15 protein-coding genes are annotated in these 14,676 nt (G+C 63.2%); 4 read left to right on the top strand and 11 right to left on the bottom strand.

Annotated features, from left to right (window positions below):
• Window positions 1–23 precede the first annotated feature (23 nt).
• From KJP28_RS09755 to KJP28_RS09735, 5 genes are all read right to left on the bottom strand, one after another.
• Window positions 24–572, bottom strand: coding sequence for a sarcosine oxidase subunit gamma (locus KJP28_RS09755; protein ID WP_218392359.1), 549 nt, complete (start codon window positions 570–572; stop codon window positions 24–26).
• The gene (locus KJP28_RS09750; RefSeq protein WP_218392358.1) at window positions 565–3,585 is read right to left on the bottom strand and encodes a sarcosine oxidase subunit alpha family protein; all 3,021 of its coding nucleotides are present in this window, start codon (window positions 3,583–3,585) and stop codon (window positions 565–567) included. The genes KJP28_RS09755 and KJP28_RS09750 overlap by 8 nt, the downstream gene beginning before the upstream one ends.
• On the bottom strand, window positions 3,582–3,905 hold the full coding sequence (locus KJP28_RS09745) for a sarcosine oxidase subunit delta (protein WP_218392357.1): 324 nt from the start codon (window positions 3,903–3,905) through the stop codon (window positions 3,582–3,584). Before KJP28_RS09745 ends, KJP28_RS09750 begins: the two co-directional genes overlap by 4 nt.
• Before the next feature lie 72 nt (window positions 3,906–3,977).
• Window positions 3,978–4,241 carry a hypothetical protein gene (locus tag KJP28_RS09740; RefSeq protein ID WP_218392356.1) on the bottom strand — a complete coding sequence of 88 codons (264 nt, stop codon included), beginning with the start codon at window positions 4,239–4,241 and terminating at the stop codon, window positions 3,978–3,980.
• An 82-nt stretch (window positions 4,242–4,323) separates the two neighbouring features.
• A complete protein-coding gene (locus tag KJP28_RS09735; RefSeq protein ID WP_218392355.1) occupies window positions 4,324–5,571 on the bottom strand; it encodes a sarcosine oxidase subunit beta family protein in 1,248 nt (415 codons plus the stop codon).
• Between the two features lie 193 nt (window positions 5,572–5,764).
• Here KJP28_RS09735 and ccmI point away from each other — a divergent pair, with 193 nt between their 5' ends.
• From ccmI to KJP28_RS09720, 3 genes are read left to right on the top strand one after another with little or no spacing between them, the layout of a single operon-like run.
• Window positions 5,765–7,300, top strand: coding sequence for a c-type cytochrome biogenesis protein CcmI (ccmI, locus tag KJP28_RS09730; protein ID WP_218392354.1), 1,536 nt, complete (start codon window positions 5,765–5,767; stop codon window positions 7,298–7,300).
• Window positions 7,297–7,764 carry a Holliday junction resolvase RuvX gene (gene ruvX, locus KJP28_RS09725; protein ID WP_218392353.1) on the top strand — a complete coding sequence of 156 codons (468 nt, stop codon included), beginning with the start codon at window positions 7,297–7,299 and terminating at the stop codon, window positions 7,762–7,764. The genes ccmI and ruvX overlap by 4 nt, the downstream gene beginning before the upstream one ends.
• Window positions 7,761–7,985: a DUF1289 domain-containing protein gene (locus KJP28_RS09720; RefSeq protein WP_218392352.1), complete on the top strand. Its 225-nt coding sequence runs from the start codon at window positions 7,761–7,763 to the stop codon at window positions 7,983–7,985. The genes ruvX and KJP28_RS09720 overlap by 4 nt, the downstream gene beginning before the upstream one ends.
• Window positions 7,986–8,101: 116 nt before the next feature.
• Here KJP28_RS09720 and KJP28_RS09715 read toward each other — a convergent pair whose 3' ends face one another.
• From KJP28_RS09715 to purQ, 3 genes are all read right to left on the bottom strand, one after another.
• The gene (locus KJP28_RS09715) at window positions 8,102–9,433 is read right to left on the bottom strand and encodes a sigma-54-dependent transcriptional regulator (protein ID WP_218392351.1); all 1,332 of its coding nucleotides are present in this window, start codon (window positions 9,431–9,433) and stop codon (window positions 8,102–8,104) included.
• Window positions 9,434–9,503: 70 nt separating this feature from the next.
• Window positions 9,504–11,294, bottom strand: a complete 1,791-nt coding sequence (locus KJP28_RS09710) for a sensor histidine kinase (RefSeq protein WP_218392350.1) — start codon at window positions 11,292–11,294, stop codon at window positions 9,504–9,506.
• A 36-nt stretch (window positions 11,295–11,330) separates the two neighbouring features.
• Window positions 11,331–11,999 carry a phosphoribosylformylglycinamidine synthase subunit PurQ gene (gene purQ / locus KJP28_RS09705; RefSeq protein ID WP_218392349.1) on the bottom strand — a complete coding sequence of 223 codons (669 nt, stop codon included), beginning with the start codon at window positions 11,997–11,999 and terminating at the stop codon, window positions 11,331–11,333.
• Between the two features lie 143 nt (window positions 12,000–12,142).
• On the opposite strand from purQ, the gene KJP28_RS09700 reads away from it, so the two are divergent.
• Window positions 12,143–13,252, top strand: a complete 1,110-nt coding sequence (locus tag KJP28_RS09700) for a histidine kinase dimerization/phosphoacceptor domain -containing protein (protein WP_218392348.1) — start codon at window positions 12,143–12,145, stop codon at window positions 13,250–13,252.
• Window positions 13,253–13,305: 53 nt separating this feature from the next.
• Here KJP28_RS09700 and purS read toward each other — a convergent pair whose 3' ends face one another.
• Genes purS through purC form a run of 3 tightly spaced genes read right to left on the bottom strand, consistent with a single transcriptional unit; the run spans window position 13,306 to window position 14,671 of the window.
• Complete coding sequence (purS, locus tag KJP28_RS09695; protein ID WP_218392347.1) at window positions 13,306–13,536, bottom strand: phosphoribosylformylglycinamidine synthase subunit PurS; 231 nt, start codon at window positions 13,534–13,536, stop codon at window positions 13,306–13,308.
• A gap of 4 nt (window positions 13,537–13,540) precedes the next feature.
• Entirely contained in the window at window positions 13,541–13,906 is a 366-nt protein-coding gene (locus tag KJP28_RS09690; protein ID WP_218392346.1) for a hypothetical protein, read from the bottom strand.
• Between the two features lie 3 nt (window positions 13,907–13,909).
• A complete protein-coding gene (gene purC, locus KJP28_RS09685) occupies window positions 13,910–14,671 on the bottom strand; it encodes a phosphoribosylaminoimidazolesuccinocarboxamide synthase (protein ID WP_218392345.1) in 762 nt (253 codons plus the stop codon).
• Window positions 14,672–14,676: the final 5 nt, after the last annotated feature.

Raw genomic sequence — 14,676 nt, 5'->3', positions numbered from 1 at the left:
CCTGCGTTGAGGTGGCTTATGCGCTACAGACCGAGCTCACTTCCGGGCCGCGCTGCGCCCGACAGAAGATCGAACATGTAGCGACCGACCGAGCGGAAGCACATGACCTCGTAGACATCGGCTTCCGGCATCCAGATCGCACCCGCGGCCTGTGCAAGTCGGGTGCGCCGCATCTCTCCCGGCGCGAGAGCGTCGATGTTCGCGGGCGTCACCTTGCGCAGCACCTCGTCCGCATTGGCGCCCTCGACGCGGAACACCTGCCGCACGTCAGACACGACCGCGACGAGGCTGTGATCCTTACCGAGCGCTTTTTCGACCTTGGCCGCGATTGCGGGTGCTTCGGGATAATCGCAGATCACGAGAAGCTCGTCGGGGCTCATCCAGGCCAGTTGCACGCCGCCCTTCGCAGTCACGGCCCGAGTGTCGGGCAGGTCCACGCCGGCGGCTTTGGCGGCCTTCACGAGCGTCTCGCCCTCGCCCCTTATGGTGATCATCCCACGCGGGCCGGTATCAGTAACGGTTGCGAAGCCTTCATACCGGGCATCGGGCGTGGCGGTCACGGGATCAGACATCGGCCTTTGCCCCCTCTTTGTCGTAGAAACAGGTGTCGCAGATCTCGGCCTTGATGACCGTGCCGGTGCCATCGAGCGTCGCGAAGTCGATCACCTCGCCCATCCGGTCCGGCCCGTTGTGGACAAGCCCCATGGCGATGCCTTTCCTGAGCGTCGGCGAATAATAGGTCGAGGTCACTCGCCCGATGACATTGCGTTGACCGTTGGCATTGGTGCCATCGCCAACCGCATAGGCCCCATCCGGGATGACCGCGCCGTCGAGCGTGCGGAGACCCACGAGCTTCCAACGATCGGGCGAGGCCATGAACGAGCGCTCCTGAGCGCGTTTGCCAAGGAAGTCCTCTTTCTTCTTCGAAATCGCCCAGTCGAGGCCGAGATCCTGCGGGATCACGGTGCCATCGGTTTCGTCCCCGATCATGATGAAGCCCTTCTCGGCCCGCATGATGTGCATGGCTTCGGTCCCATAGGGCTGGATTCCATGCGGTTCGCCTGCCTTGGCGACGGCTTCCCACATCTCGGCACCACGATGGGCGGGCACGGCGATCTCATAGCTGAGTTCGCCGGTGAAGGAGATCCGGAACAAGCGCGCGGGCATGCCGGCGAGTTCGCCTTCCTGATAGGTCATGAAGGGCATGGCGTCTTTTGAGACATCCATGCCACCCAGCGCTTCGATCACGGCGCGGGCCTTGGGACCGGCTACGCCGATCTGGGCCCATTGCTCGGTGACATTGGCGGTATAGACCTTCCAGTCCCACCATTCGCACTGGAGCCAATCCTCCATATGCGAGTGGATCCTGTCGGCTCCGCCGGTGGTGGTGTGGCAGAGCCAACTGTCCTCGGCCAGACGCACGACCACGCCGTCATCGGAAAGGAACCCGTTTTCCGAGCACATCAGCCCGTAGCGGCATTTGCCGACGCCGAGCGTGGACATCACGTTCGTGTAGAGCATGTTCATGAACTTGCCCGCGTCAGGCCCTTTCACGATGATCTTGCCCAGCGTCGAGGCGTCCAGCATCCCGACGTTTTCCCGGGTATTCAGGATCTCGCGGTTCACCGCCTCGTGCACCGTTTCGCCAGCCCGCGGATAGGCATAGCCGCGGCGCCAATGGCCGACCGGCTCCCAATTCACGCCGCATTCCTCATGGATATGGTGCATCGGCGTGCGGCGCAGTGGCTGGAACAACTCGCCCCGCGCTTCGCCGGTGATGGCCGACATGGAAATCGGCGTATATGGCGGGCGGAAAGTGGTGGTTCCCGTCTGCGGGATCGGTTGACCGAGGGCATCCGACAATACGGCCAAACCGTTGATGTTCGAAAGCTTTCCCTGATCCGTGGCCATGCCGAGCGTGGTATAACGCTTGGTATGTTCGACCGATTGGTAACCTTCGCGCGCGGCGAGTTGCACGTCGGAGACCTTCACATCGTTCTGGTAGTCGAGCCACATTTTCATGCGTTTCTCGACACCTGCTTCAGTCGGCATGATCCAGACCGGCTTGATCGGCTGGCGTTCTTCCTCGGCCGCTTTCGGAGCGGCCTTGCGCGTCAACTTTCCGCCTGCGGCCTTGGCCGCCGTTCTGCCCGCCTCATGCGCGTCGGCCAGACCTTTCTCGAGTGACAGGAACCCGGAGGCGGCCCCGGCAGTGACGACGAACGCCTCGCCAGCCGCACCGCTTGGCGGGCGGTCGGGATCGGGTCGGAACATGGCCTCGCCATCGTCCCAGTTGAGCTTTCCGCCGCAATGGGACCACAGGTGGACGACCGGGGACCAGCCGCCGGACATGGCGATTGCGTCGCATTCGACATCTGTCGAGGCGCCCTTTCCCGAAAGATCGGTGATGATCGCACCTGTAACCACGCGCTTGCCTTTCACCCCGGCAACCGCCTTGCCCATCATCAGCTTGATCCCGGCCTTGCGCGCGCGTTCGGCGTTCGCGCCGGTCGCCGTGGCGCGGGCATCGACGACGCCGACCACGTCGAGCCCAAGGTTCTTCAGCACAAGCGCGGTCAGGTAGCCGTCGTCGTTGTTGGTTACGACAAGCGTGCGGCGACCGGCGGCGACACCATAGTTCACCGCATAATCACGCACAGCGGAGGCGAGCATGACACCCGGCACATCGTTGCCGGGGAACGACAGGGGCCGCTCCAACGCGCCGGTTGCGGTGACGATCTGCTTCGCACGGATGCGCCACAGGCGGTGGCGCGGGCGTCCATCGCCCGGCGTGTGGTCGGAGACACGCTCATAGCCCAGCGCGTATCCGTGATCATAGACCCCTGCCCCCATCGTGCGGGTCCGCAGCGTGACGTTGTCCATCCCCGCGAGGTCTTCAACCGCGGCCGCAATCCACGCCTCCGAAGCCATGCCGTCGATCTCGCCGCCTTCGACGGGCGTGCGCCCGCCCCAATGGGCTTCCTGCTCCAGCACCATGACCTTCGCGCCACCTGCGGCGGCCGCTTTCGCTGCCGTCAGACCCGCGACACCGCCACCGATCACCAGCACATCGGTGTGATGGTAGCTGTGCTCGTAGGTGTCTTCATCGCGGCCTTCCGCGTCAGGTGCTTTGCCGAGACCAGCGGATTGCCGGATGAACGGCTCGAACAAGTGCTTCCACGCGGCGCGCGGGAACATGAAGGTCTTGTAGTAGAACCCCGCTGGCAGGAACCGCGCGATGGCCTGGTTGACCACGCCGATATCGAAGGCGAGCGATGGCCAGACGTTCTGGCTGCGCGCTTCGAGGTTGTCGAAAAGCTCGGTGGTCGTGGCGCGCTGGTTCGGCTCGAGCTTGTTGCCAGACCCGAGGTTGACCAAAGCATTCGGCTCCTCGACGCCCGAGGCGACGATCCCGCGTGGACGGTGATACTTGAACGACCGGCCCACCATTGTGACGCCCGCGCCGAGAAGCGCCGAGGCGAGCGTGTCGCCGGCATAGCCGGTGTGCGGCTTGCCATCGAAGCTGAACCGCAGCGGTTTGGAGCGGTCGATCAACCGTCCTGCATCGTCGATACGGTGGCTCATGCGGTGCCCTCCCAGTCGGGTCGTTTCGCCTTGATCGCCTTGACGACATCGGCGGGCGGCTCCGGCGTCTGCCCGGAATAGGTGGCATAGACCTCGAGCGTCACTGTGTCGCGCGCCGCGAGGAACCATTTGCCGCAGCCATAGGCATGCCGCCATCGTTCGAAATGAACACCCTTCGGGTTGGCACGGTCGAAGAGATACGCCTCGAACGCCTCGTCGGACGAGCCGACCGTCGCACGTTTCAGATGCGCTTCGCCGCCGTTCTCCAGCTCGGTTTCATCAGCCGCGATGCCGCAGCAGGGACAGGTTAGGATCAGCATGACGCGGCTCCAGACATGCAAACAGCCCGCACGCCGAATGGCGCCGGGCTGCTTACCGGGTTTTGAACTTCTTTATTCGGCTGCGCTTTCCGCAGCGCCTTCGACGGCTTCAGCGGCACCTTCGACGGCTTCGGCCGCTTCGCCTGCGCCTTCGATCGTGACATTGACGTCACCGGATTGCTCCTCTGGCGTGTCTCCGCCGAATACGATCCACGCGATGACCGCAACGACCACGACGAGGATACCGACGACAAAGGCAAGCCCGGCGTTGCCACCGCCACCGCCGGTCGTGGTGGTGGTGTTGTTGTAGTTCGGGGGTGTACCTCGATCGGCCATCTTGCGTCTCCTGTGCAATTCTCAGTTGCGCAGGTAACGGGCCAAGGCGTCGGGTTGTTCCCGGTGTGTCGCAGCGTCGGCATCAATGCGCCACCCCCGCCGCGACGCTTTCGTCGATGAAACGCCCTTCGCGGAAGCGTTCGATGCCGAAATCGGCGGCGAGCGGCCCCGGTTCGCCTTTCGCGACCAGTTCGGCCATCGCCCAGCCCGAGCCGGGGATCGCCTTGAACCCGCCGGTGCCCCAGCCGCAGTTGACGAAAATACCGCCGACGGGCGTTTTCGAGATCAACGGTGAACGGTCACCGGTCATGTCCACGATCCCGCCCCATTGGCGCAGCATCTTGAGCCGCGAAATCATCGGGAAGGTTTCGACCAATGCGCGCACGGTTTCCTCGATATGGTGGAAAGAGCCGCGCTGCGTGTAGTTGTTGTAATGGTCCGTGCCGCCGCCGATGACCATTTCGCCCTTGTCGGACTGGCTCATGTATCCGTGCACGGTGTTGGCCATGACGACCACGTCCATGCAGGGCTTGATCGGCTCGGAGACCAGCGCCTGAAGCGCAACACTTTCGATGGGCAGACGGAAGCCGGCCATCTGCGCCAGGTCCGACGAATGCCCGGCGACGACGAGCGCGAGCTTGCCGGTTTCGATCCGGCCCTTGGTGGTGTTCACGGCCTTGACCTGCCCGCCCTCGGTCTCGATCCCGGTGACGGCACAATTCTGGATGATATCCATCCCCATGGCGGAACAGGCGCGGGCATAGCCCCAGGCCACGGCATCATGGCGCGCCGTGCCGCCGCGCGGTTGCCAGAGGCCGCCGAGAACCGGGTAGCGCGGGCCTTCGAGATTGATGATCGGCACCAGCTCCTTGACCTTCTGCGGCCCGATGAACGTGGTCTCGACCCCCTGAAGCGCGTTGGCGTGGGCCGTGCGTTGATACCCCCGGACCTCGTGATGGGTCTGGGCCAGCATGATGACGCCACGTGGGCTGAACATGACGTTCATATTCACGTCCTGGCTCATCGTCTCGTAAAGTGAGCGCGACTTCTCATAAATCGCCGCAGACGGGTCCTGAAGGTAGTTCGAGCGGATGATGGTGGTGTTGCGTCCCGTGTTGCCGCCACCGAGCCAGCCCTTTTCGATCACCGCGACATTGGTGATCCCGTGGTTCTTGCCAAGGTAGAACGCCGTGGCGAGCCCGTGGCCGCCCGCACCGACGACAATCGCGTCATAGCGTTTCTTGGGTTCCGGCGACGCCCAGGCGCGCTCCCACCCCTGGTGATAGCGTAGCCCTTCCCGGGCGATGGCGAAGGCGGAATAGCGTCTCATGCGAATCCTCGGGTTGATCCGCTGGGACATTAGCAAGTCGCGCCCCGGTGCCAATGCGACGCGCGGCACTCGCCGACACAAATGCGACATGGGCGATCACGTCGCAGTCGCAAATGTGTGCGCGTCGTCGCAGGGGGTTTTGCGCAGCCACGACAACGGATAAATAGCGCGCAAGAGTTTCGCAGGAGGAAGCATGGGCTTCTGGATCGTCGTCATCACCGCCGCAATCGGTATCGTCCTGGTTCTGGGCTATGCGCTTTTTTCACCTGCTCGCGATACGGCCCGCGCGACGGCCGAGTATGACATGGAAATTTACCGCGACCAGCTCAAGGAACTGGAGCGCGACAAGGCGCGCGGCGTGATCCGCGAAGAAGAAGCCAAGCGTGCGGAGGTCGAGATTTCGCGCCGGCTGCTCGACGCAGACCGCGCGCTGCAGGCCTCGACCGGAGCGAAGGGCGCGCCGAAGGTGGCGAGCATCACGGGGATCGCACTGATTGCCGCGGTAGTGATCGGTGGGGGTGCGTGGGTCTATTCGTCCATCGGAGCGCCGGGATACGCGGATTTGCCGCTGGCCGAACGCATGGCGATTGCTGCCAATGCCCGCGAGAACCGGCCAAACCAGGCTGACGTCGAATCCCAGCTTCCCGACTGGGAGGGCCCCGGCGACGAAGTAGACGCCGAATACGCCCAACTGGTGGTTCAACTGCGCGAGGCCGTGTCACGGCGCCCGGACGATGTGCAGGGGCTTTCCCTTCTCGCGCAACACGAAGCCAATATCGGCAATTACCGCGCCGCCTACGGTGCGCAGGAGCGGTTGATCGCGCAGCAGGGCGACAATGCGGATGCCGCCGAATACGCCGAATTGGCAGAGATGATGATCCTCGCCGCCGGCGGGTATGTCTCGCCCGAAGCGGAACGCGCGTTGGAGGCGGCGCTTGCTCGCGACGAGTCTAACCAGATCGCGCGGTATTACTCGGGTCTGATGTTCGCCCAGACCGGGCGCGCCGACCTGGCGTTCCGGATCTGGCGCGTGCTCTACGAGACCTCTCCGATCGACGCGCCCTGGATGGGGCCACTCGCCGCGCAATTGCCCGAACTCGCACGCATCGCCGGCGTGAATTACACATTGCCCGAACGAGACGGCGATCCGGGGCTGTCAGGTCCTTCGCCGCGCGAAATCGCGAACGCCGAGCAATTCAGCCCAGAGCAACGCCAACAGATGCTTCAAAGCATGGTCGACAACCTCATGGGGCGGCTTGCGGAACAAGGTGGGACCGCACCGGAATGGGCCCGGCTCATCGCCGCATTGGGTCTGATCGGCGAAACTGAACGCGCCGCCGCGATCTGGGGTGAGGCACAGGGTCGCTTCGGAGCGCATCCGGCGGACCTCGACCTCATCCGACAGGCCGCGGTCGAGGCGGGTCTGGCCGACGGCGAGGCCCCCGCCCTACCCGGCCCCAGTGCCGATGACATCGAAAACGCGGCTGGCATGAGCGCCGAGGACCGCGGCCAGATGGTCACCGACATGGTCGAGCGCCTTGCCAGCCGCATCGAAGCCGAAGGCGGCTCGCCCGAGGAATGGGCCCAGTTGATCCGCGTCCTGACCGTACAAGGCGAGACCACGCGCGCGGCTGACGCCTGGCGGGACGCGCAGGCAGCCTATGCAGACGACGAAGCCGCTCTCGCCACCATCCGCGCGGCCGCCGAAGCCGCGGGCGTGACGCAGTGATCTGCGAAGAAATCAGCGACTTCGCTCAGGCGCTACCGCCCATGTCGGCGCTGGCGGGGCTGGATTATGGCGATAAGACCATCGGTGTCGCGGTGTCGGACGGGATGCGACAGGTGGCGACACCGCTCGAGACCATACGCCGGGGCAGGAAATTCACTCAGGATGCGGAGGCGCTTCTGTCGATCCTCACGAAACGCGCGATCGCCGGTATCGTGCTTGGCCTTCCGCGCAACATGGACGGAACCGAAGGCCCGCGCTGCCAGAAAACCCGCGCCTTCGCGCGCAATCTCACGCGCCTGACCGATCTTCCGATCACCTTCTGGGACGAACGCCTTTCGACCGTCGCCGCAGAACGCGCGCTGCTGGAAGCCGACACGTCGCGTGCCAAGCGGGCCGATGTGATCGACCATGTGGCGGCGGGGTATATTCTGCAAGGCGCGCTGGATCGCATGAGGCACCTATGAGCGACGACGTCTGGACCCGCGACGAACCGCTGTCCCCCTGCAACAAGGTCTGCCAGATTCACCCGGAAATGCGGATCTGCATCGGGTGCTATCGGACTATACAGGAAATCAGCGAATGGCGGTCGATGACGGACATGCAGCGGCGCGAGGTCATGGAAATTCTGCCGGACCGCGCACCCATGCTCGCGAAACGGCGCGGAGGTCGCACACGCACCCGCTGAAACACTTTCCGGTCAGAAATATCCCGGAGGGGGGCGTATCTGCGCTCCGCAGATACGACGGGGGGAGGCAGCGCCTCCCCCTTTTTGGTCAAACCGGCGTCCGCCCGTTCGAAACGCTACAGGTAATCAGCGCGCTGAAGGCCGTATTTCGCCATCTTTTCGTTCAACGTCCGACGCGGGAGCGACAATTCTTCCATCACCCCGACGATCGAGCCCTTGTGGCGGCGCATCGTGTTGTCGATCAGCATCCGCTCGAAGGCTTCCACGTATTCCTTGAGCGGCTTGCCTTCGGTCGTGACCACCGGCTGCACATCGTCGTGGTCGTTCATCAGAAGCGACGAAATCGTTCCCGATCCACGGCGCGATTGAAGCACAGCACGTTCGGCGATGTTGATGAGCTGGCGGATGTTGCCGGGCCACGGGGCTTGCAGGAGTTGTGCGGCTTCCTGCGCGGTCACGGCAGGCGCGGCGCAGCCATATTCCTCGGCGAACCCGTCTGCGAAGCGGGTGAAGAGCATCAGGATGTCCTCGCCGCGCTGGCGCAGCGGCGGCAGCGTGATGGTCATCGTCGCGAGCCGGTAGAACAGATCAGGGCGCAGGCAATCTTCGCAGGTCTTGCCGGCTTCCTGCAGGTTGCTCACCGCGACGACACGGGTCTCGGGCGGCGTGCCCTGATCGTTGATCCAGGCGAGGAGTTTGGCTTGCAACCCGTCGGGAAGCGCTTCGATGTCTTCGAGCACGAGTGTCCCACCGCGGGCTTCCTCGACATGCGGCATCCGCCCGCCGTCGTCCATAGGTCCGAACAAGCGGCGGCCCAGTTCTTCTTCCTCGACGCCCGCACAGCGCACGGTGACGAACTTGCGTCCCGCCTTCGCGCCGACAGCATGGAGCGCGTGGGCCACGAGCGTCTTGCCCGTCCCGGTTTCGCCGTCGATCAGGACATGGCCGTCGGCCTGCCCGATATCGAGGATGTCCTCGCGCAGACGCTCCATGAGCGGCGAGGCCCCGACCAGCTTTTTCATGATGGTGGTGCCATCGCCGAGTTCGCGGCGCAGCGTGCGCGCGTCCAGCGTCATGCGCCGGTTCTGGGTCGCCTTCTTGGCGAGATCGGTCATCTTGTCTGGATTGAAGGGTTTTTCGAGGAAGTCGTAAGCGCCGACGCGCATCGCCTCGACCGCCATCGGCACGTCGCCATGGCCCGTGATCATGATCACGGGGAGCGCCGAATCGACGCTCATGAGCTTTTTCAGAAACTGCATCCCGTCCATGCCGGGCATCCGGATGTCGGAGATGACGACGCCGGGGTAATCGGTGCCCACGGTCTTGAGAGCCTCCTCGGCGGAGGCGTAGGTTTCGGTGTCGAACCCGGAAAGTGCGAGCCATTGGCTTATGGACTGACGCATGTCCTGTTCGTCATCGACGATTGCGATTTTCATTGCCTGTGCCATCTTTCTATACCCTTCTGGCCCCCTTCGGGCCGAACATTCCGGGGCTATCCCCCCAGCCGTACGCGCACCGCTATTCTGCGGCTTCAACGTCCGAGGTCGTGTTATTGGTCGCTTCTTTATAGATAGGGAGTTCCACCTCAAATACAGCCCCCCCGGCGGTCCCGTTGCGAGCGGTTAACCGCCCACCGAAATCGTTGACGATCCCCGACGAGATCGCGAGACCGAGGCCGACCCCGTCGCCGGGAGCCTTGGTGGTGTAGAACGGCTCGAACAATTGATCGAGGTCTTCGACCCCCGGCCCGTTGTCCCGGACCGAGATCCGCGCCACGTCGCCGCCGGTCAGAAGGATGTCGACCTGCGGGTCATCCACGCTTTTCGTGGCGTCGATGGCGTTGCGCAGAAGGTTGATGAGCACCTGCTCGAGCCGCACGTTGTCGCCCATGATCAGCACCGGTTCGCGCGGGACGTTGCGGGTGATGCGGACCTGGCGACGCTTGAGTTGCGGTTCCATCATCGACAGCGCCGTGGAGACCGACTGCCGCACGTCCATCGCCTGAAACGCATCGCCCCCTTTGCGGGCGTAGCTCTTGAGCTGCTTTGTGATCGCGCCCATGCGTTCGATCAGATCGTCAATCCGTTGGAACGATGAAAGGGCTTCCTCGCTTCGCTTGCGTTGCAAGAGCAATTTCGCGCCGGCGAGATATGTTTTCATGGCCGCGAGCGGTTGGTTCAACTCGTGGCTGACGGCAGCCGACATCTCACCGAGAGCGGCAAGTTTGGACGATTGCGCCAATGTCTGTTCGGCCACCTGGAGGTTCTTCTCGGCCTTCTGGCGTTCGGCCACCTCGCGCTGGAGCGCTTCGTTCAACTGGCGCAGTTCCGCGCTTTCGAGCTGGAAGAAACGGCTCGCCGTGGTCGCGCGGCGGCTGACCACGTAAAAACCGAGCGCAAGCAGGATTGCGAAACCCATGATTTCAAGCGCGAGCACCCCGTTCACACGCTCACGCACGGACGCATAGGTCGTGAACGACGTCATGCTCCAGCCCTGAAACGGGATACGGGCATCCTGGCGGATCACCCCGTCGCCAAGAAAAAATGCCTCGGACGGAAGTGAGGCCCATTCCGCGGTTCGCTCCAACGCGCGTTCGATCGCGGTGGGAGGCGAGGTTTCGGCCATCGCTTCGCTTTCCGGCAATCCGCGCCACCGAGGCTCGGTCGTCAGGATGATTTTTCCTTCGCTGTCGGTGACGAAAACGGCATCGGAAATGCCGGCCCAGCTTTCTTCGAACTTGGCGAGGTCGACCTCGACGACGATGACCCCGATCAACTCACCTGCGTTCAGGATCTTTCGGGAGTACGTGAAATTGACTGCCCCCGCTTCGGTTTCCGATGTCGTGAAAACGGTGTCCGAGGCGCGAAGGGCGTCGATGAAATAGGATTGTGAACGGTGGTTCGACCCGAGGCGCTCCCGTTCGGAGGCGGCGACCGCCCGACCGGATTGGTCGAGCAGCAAGAGCGAGCGCGCGCCGATCTCTTCGCGGTAAGAAATGAGCCGTGCCGAGGAATTGATGAAGTCCTCGGAGTTCAGTGCGGAAATGAAAGCCGGATCGCGCGACAGAAGCAGAGGCACGACGGAATTTCGCTGCAACTCCGACAGCAGGTTGCCCGAATAGAGGGCGACCCGGAGTTCGGCCCGATTGCGCGTGCTTTCGGTGTAACGCTTCGTCAGGAGATCGTTCGAGATCCAGATGACCGCGATCGCCGCAGCCACGAGCGCGACAAGCGCGACGCGTCCTTTGGTTCCCAGCCCGGGCATTCGGGGCGGGCGGCCTCCATCGGAATGGGTCTCGTTCTCCGTCATGTCCCGATTGTAGGCGCGCGCAACGACGCCCTCAAGTCAGGCCGAGACGAGGCCATCGGCGAGCGAGCGGAACATCGCCACCCCGTCAGTGCCGCCATGCGCGACATCAACGGCGCGCTCCGGGTGCGGCATCATGCCGAGGACGCGGCGGTTTTCCGACAGGACGCCTGCGATATCGGCGGTCGAGCCATTGGGATTGCTCGTGTAGGTGAAAGCGATCCGATCTTCGCCGCGCAAGGTCGCAAGTGTCTCGTCATCGACCGAGTAGTTTCCATCGTGGTGTGCGACCGGCACCGAAATGACATCGCCTGCATTGTAGCCCGACGTGAAGTCTGAGCGCGAGGTTTCCACTTTCAGATCAACGGGTTTGCAGATGAACTTCAGATTTGCATTACGCATCAATGCGCCGGGAAGAAGCCCGGTTTCGGTCAGCACCTGAAACCCGTTGCACACGCCGAGAACGTAGCCACCCCGCTTTGCGTGAGCCTTGAGCGAGGCCGAGATCGGAGACTTGGCGGCAATCGCGCCGCAACGCAGGTAGTCGCCGAAAGAGAACCCGCCCGGCACGCCCACGATGTCTACGTCGTTCGGAAACTCAGTGTCCTTGTGCCAGACCATCGTCACGCTGGCGCCCGCGCGTTCGAACGCGACGGCCATGTCACGGTCGCAGTTGGAGCCGGGAAAGACGATGACGGCAGCTTTCATCGGGGTATTCTCCTGAGCATGAAACTACCGGGCTGATAGCTTTCGTAACGTCAGCGGTCAACCACGGCAGATTACGGGAATTGTAATTTGTCGGTGACTTCGTGCAAGAGTAGCGTCGCGCCATGAAAAAAGATACGATTTCAATGACCAAGACACCGCCCCTTCCCCCAACCCGGCCGGACAACGAAACGCGTCTCGACGCGCTCGCATCCCTTTGCATTCTCGATACGGAACCGGAAGCCGGGTACGACGACCTGACGCAATACGTCTCCGAGGTCTGCGACACGCCCACGGCGCTCGTCTCACTCGTGGATCGGGACCGGCAGTGGTTCAAATCGGCAAAAGGGTTCGACCAGCCCGAGACCGGTCTTGAGAGCTCGGTCTGCGCCTATGTGGTGTTCGATGACAACTTCGTGGAGATCGAAGACCTCTCGACCGACCCGCGCACCGAACGGAACCCGCTCGTCACCGCACCGGGGGGCGTGCGGTTCTACGCCGGTGCACCCCTTCGCTTGTCTTCCGGAGAAGTCGTGGGTGCGCTCTGCGTGCTGGACACGAAACCGCGCAAGCTCAACGATTTTCAACGCCGGACGTTGACGGTCATGGCGGGTCAGGTCGTGAACCAGATGGAGCTGCGCCGCGCGCTCGAACAGGCCGAAGTGCTCAAGAAGGAGGTGGACCACCGGGTCAAGAACTCACTGCAGTCGATTTCTTCGCAGATCCGTATTCAGGCCCGCAAGGCGCGCGATATGTCGGTGCAGACCGCGCTGCGGCAGGTCGAAGCGCGGATCGCGATGGCGGCCGCGCTGCATGAACAGCTTTATCGGTCAGCGGACGGCGCAGATGTGGATCTTGCGGCATTCATGACCGAAACGGCCCGTATTCTCGACGGGACCAGCCCGCCCCATATCCATGTCGAAAGCGATTTCAGGCCCGCCCGGGTGAACGCGATTCAGGCCAGCGCGATCGGCGTTATCGTCAATGAATTCGCGACGAACTCCATCAAGCATGCCTTCCCGGAGGGCCGCAACGGACAGGTTAGGTTCTCCTGCGAAGCGGCCACGGATGGGAGCCTCGTGATCGAGATGAAGGACAACGGGATCGGGATGCCGAAGGATACGAGCGCGGGCGGGATCGGACTGGCGGTTATCGAAGCGTCGGCGGCGCAGCTCGAAGGCCGTTGGGAACTGCAGGAACTCGGCGACGCGGGAACAGGCGCGCGTCTGACCTTTCCGATTGCCCCGGCCCAGTAGAAACACGAAGGGCCGCCCCGAAGGCGGCCCGGTTCCTGTCACGCCGACAGACGTCAGTCCATGTGGATCGCGTAGCTTTCGATCACCGTGTTGGCGAGCAACTTCTCGCACATATCCTTGATCGTTGCCTCGTCGGTGCCGTCGGCCACGTCGAGCTCGATCACCTTACCTTGGCGCACACCTTCGACACCGTCGAAACCAAGCGACCCAAGGGCGTGGCGCACGGCTTCGCCCTGCGGGTCCAGCACACCGTTTTTCAGCATCACGTCGACGCGCACTTTCATCGCTCTACTCCTTCGATTCCACCTGAACGGCCCGTTCCCAGCCGTCATACATCCAACCCGCGCCCTGCACCATCCAATCGAGCGTCGCAGTATGCCGGTTGAACGCACCCGAGGCCACCTCGCGCGTTTCGGTCAGCATCACCCCGGTCTCGCCGAACGGTTCAGCGAACCATCCACCTTCACGCAGGGCCGTAACAAGGTCTGCACGCGGCGCGGGACAGAGATCGGGTGTCAGAGGAGACAGGAAATGCCGGACCTCGGCCACGCCCGTTCCATCGTCTCCGTTGTTCGCCAACAGCCCGCGCAATTCGTCATTCCCGTTCACGTGGCGGGCGACGAGTTCGACGGGCGGCTGGTTCGGGTCCGACATGGATCAGTTGATGAGCGTCGGCTTCGTCGCGTGGGTCACGTTCGTGGGCAGGACGCCCAGACGCTTCGCCACTTCGGTATAGGCATCAGACAGGTTACCCAGATCGTGACGGAACACATCCTTGTCGAGCTTCTGGCCGGTTTCGATATCCCAAAGGCGGCAGCTGTCCGGGCTGATCTCATCGGCCACGATCAGGCGCATGAAATCGCCGTCCCAGACCCGGCCAACTTCGATCTTGAAGTCGATGAGCTTGATGCCGACCCCATGCATCACACCAGACATGAAGTCGTTCACCCGGAGCGCCAGCGCGACGATGTCATCCAGATCCTGCTGCGAGGCCCAGCCGAAGGCGATGATGTATTCCTCGGGCACGAGCGGATCGCCGAGCGCGTCATCCTTGTATGAAAACTCGATGATCGGGCGCGGCAGGGGCGTGCCTTCTTCCAGCCCGAGCCGCTTGGACATCGACCCGGCTGCAAAATTGCGCACGATCACCTCGAGCGGCACGATCTCGACCTGACGAACGAGCTGCTCGCGCATGTTCAGGCGCTTGATGAAGTGGTTTGGCACGCCGATCCGGGTCAACCCGGTCATGAAGAACTCCGACAGGCGGTTGTTCAACACGCCCTTGCCTTCGATCACGTCCTTTTTCTCGGCGTTGAACGCGGTGGCGTCGTCCTTGAAATACTGGACGATCGTACCCGGCTCCGGGCCTTCGTAGAGAACCTTCGCTTTGCCCTCGTAGAGCTTCTTGCGACGTGCCATGAACC

The organism is Maritimibacter dapengensis, assembly GCF_019218265.1.
GTDB classification, from domain to species: domain Bacteria; phylum Pseudomonadota; class Alphaproteobacteria; order Rhodobacterales; family Rhodobacteraceae; genus Maritimibacter; species Maritimibacter dapengensis.
Note: the sequence above shows the minus strand (reverse complement) of the source record. Positions and strands in the feature narration are given on the sequence as shown.

Coding starts and splice junctions, on each gene's coding strand:
- purS (WP_218392347.1), bottom strand. CDS start 13,536: ATGAAAGTGCGCGTCGACGTGATGCTGAAAAACGGTGTGCTGGACCCG.
- KJP28_RS09740 (WP_218392356.1), bottom strand. CDS start 4,241: ATGGCCGATCGAGGTACACCCCCGAACTACAACAACACCACCACCACG.
- KJP28_RS09720 (WP_218392352.1), top strand. CDS start 7,761: ATGAGCGACGACGTCTGGACCCGCGACGAACCGCTGTCCCCCTGCAAC.
- purC (WP_218392345.1), bottom strand. CDS start 14,671: ATGGCACGTCGCAAGAAGCTCTACGAGGGCAAAGCGAAGGTTCTCTAC.
- KJP28_RS09700 (WP_218392348.1), top strand. CDS start 12,143: ATGACCAAGACACCGCCCCTTCCCCCAACCCGGCCGGACAACGAAACG.
- KJP28_RS09715 (WP_218392351.1), bottom strand. CDS start 9,433: ATGGCACAGGCAATGAAAATCGCAATCGTCGATGACGAACAGGACATG.
- KJP28_RS09755 (WP_218392359.1), bottom strand. CDS start 572: ATGTCTGATCCCGTGACCGCCACGCCCGATGCCCGGTATGAAGGCTTC.
- KJP28_RS09690 (WP_218392346.1), bottom strand. CDS start 13,906: ATGTCGGACCCGAACCAGCCGCCCGTCGAACTCGTCGCCCGCCACGTG.
- KJP28_RS09735 (WP_218392355.1), bottom strand. CDS start 5,571: ATGAGACGCTATTCCGCCTTCGCCATCGCCCGGGAAGGGCTACGCTAT.
- KJP28_RS09710 (WP_218392350.1), bottom strand. CDS start 11,294: ATGACGGAGAACGAGACCCATTCCGATGGAGGCCGCCCGCCCCGAATG.
- KJP28_RS09745 (WP_218392357.1), bottom strand. CDS start 3,905: ATGCTGATCCTAACCTGTCCCTGCTGCGGCATCGCGGCTGATGAAACC.
- purQ (WP_218392349.1), bottom strand. CDS start 11,999: ATGAAAGCTGCCGTCATCGTCTTTCCCGGCTCCAACTGCGACCGTGAC.
- KJP28_RS09750 (WP_218392358.1), bottom strand. CDS start 3,585: ATGAGCCACCGTATCGACGATGCAGGACGGTTGATCGACCGCTCCAAA.
- ccmI (WP_218392354.1), top strand. CDS start 5,765: ATGGGCTTCTGGATCGTCGTCATCACCGCCGCAATCGGTATCGTCCTG.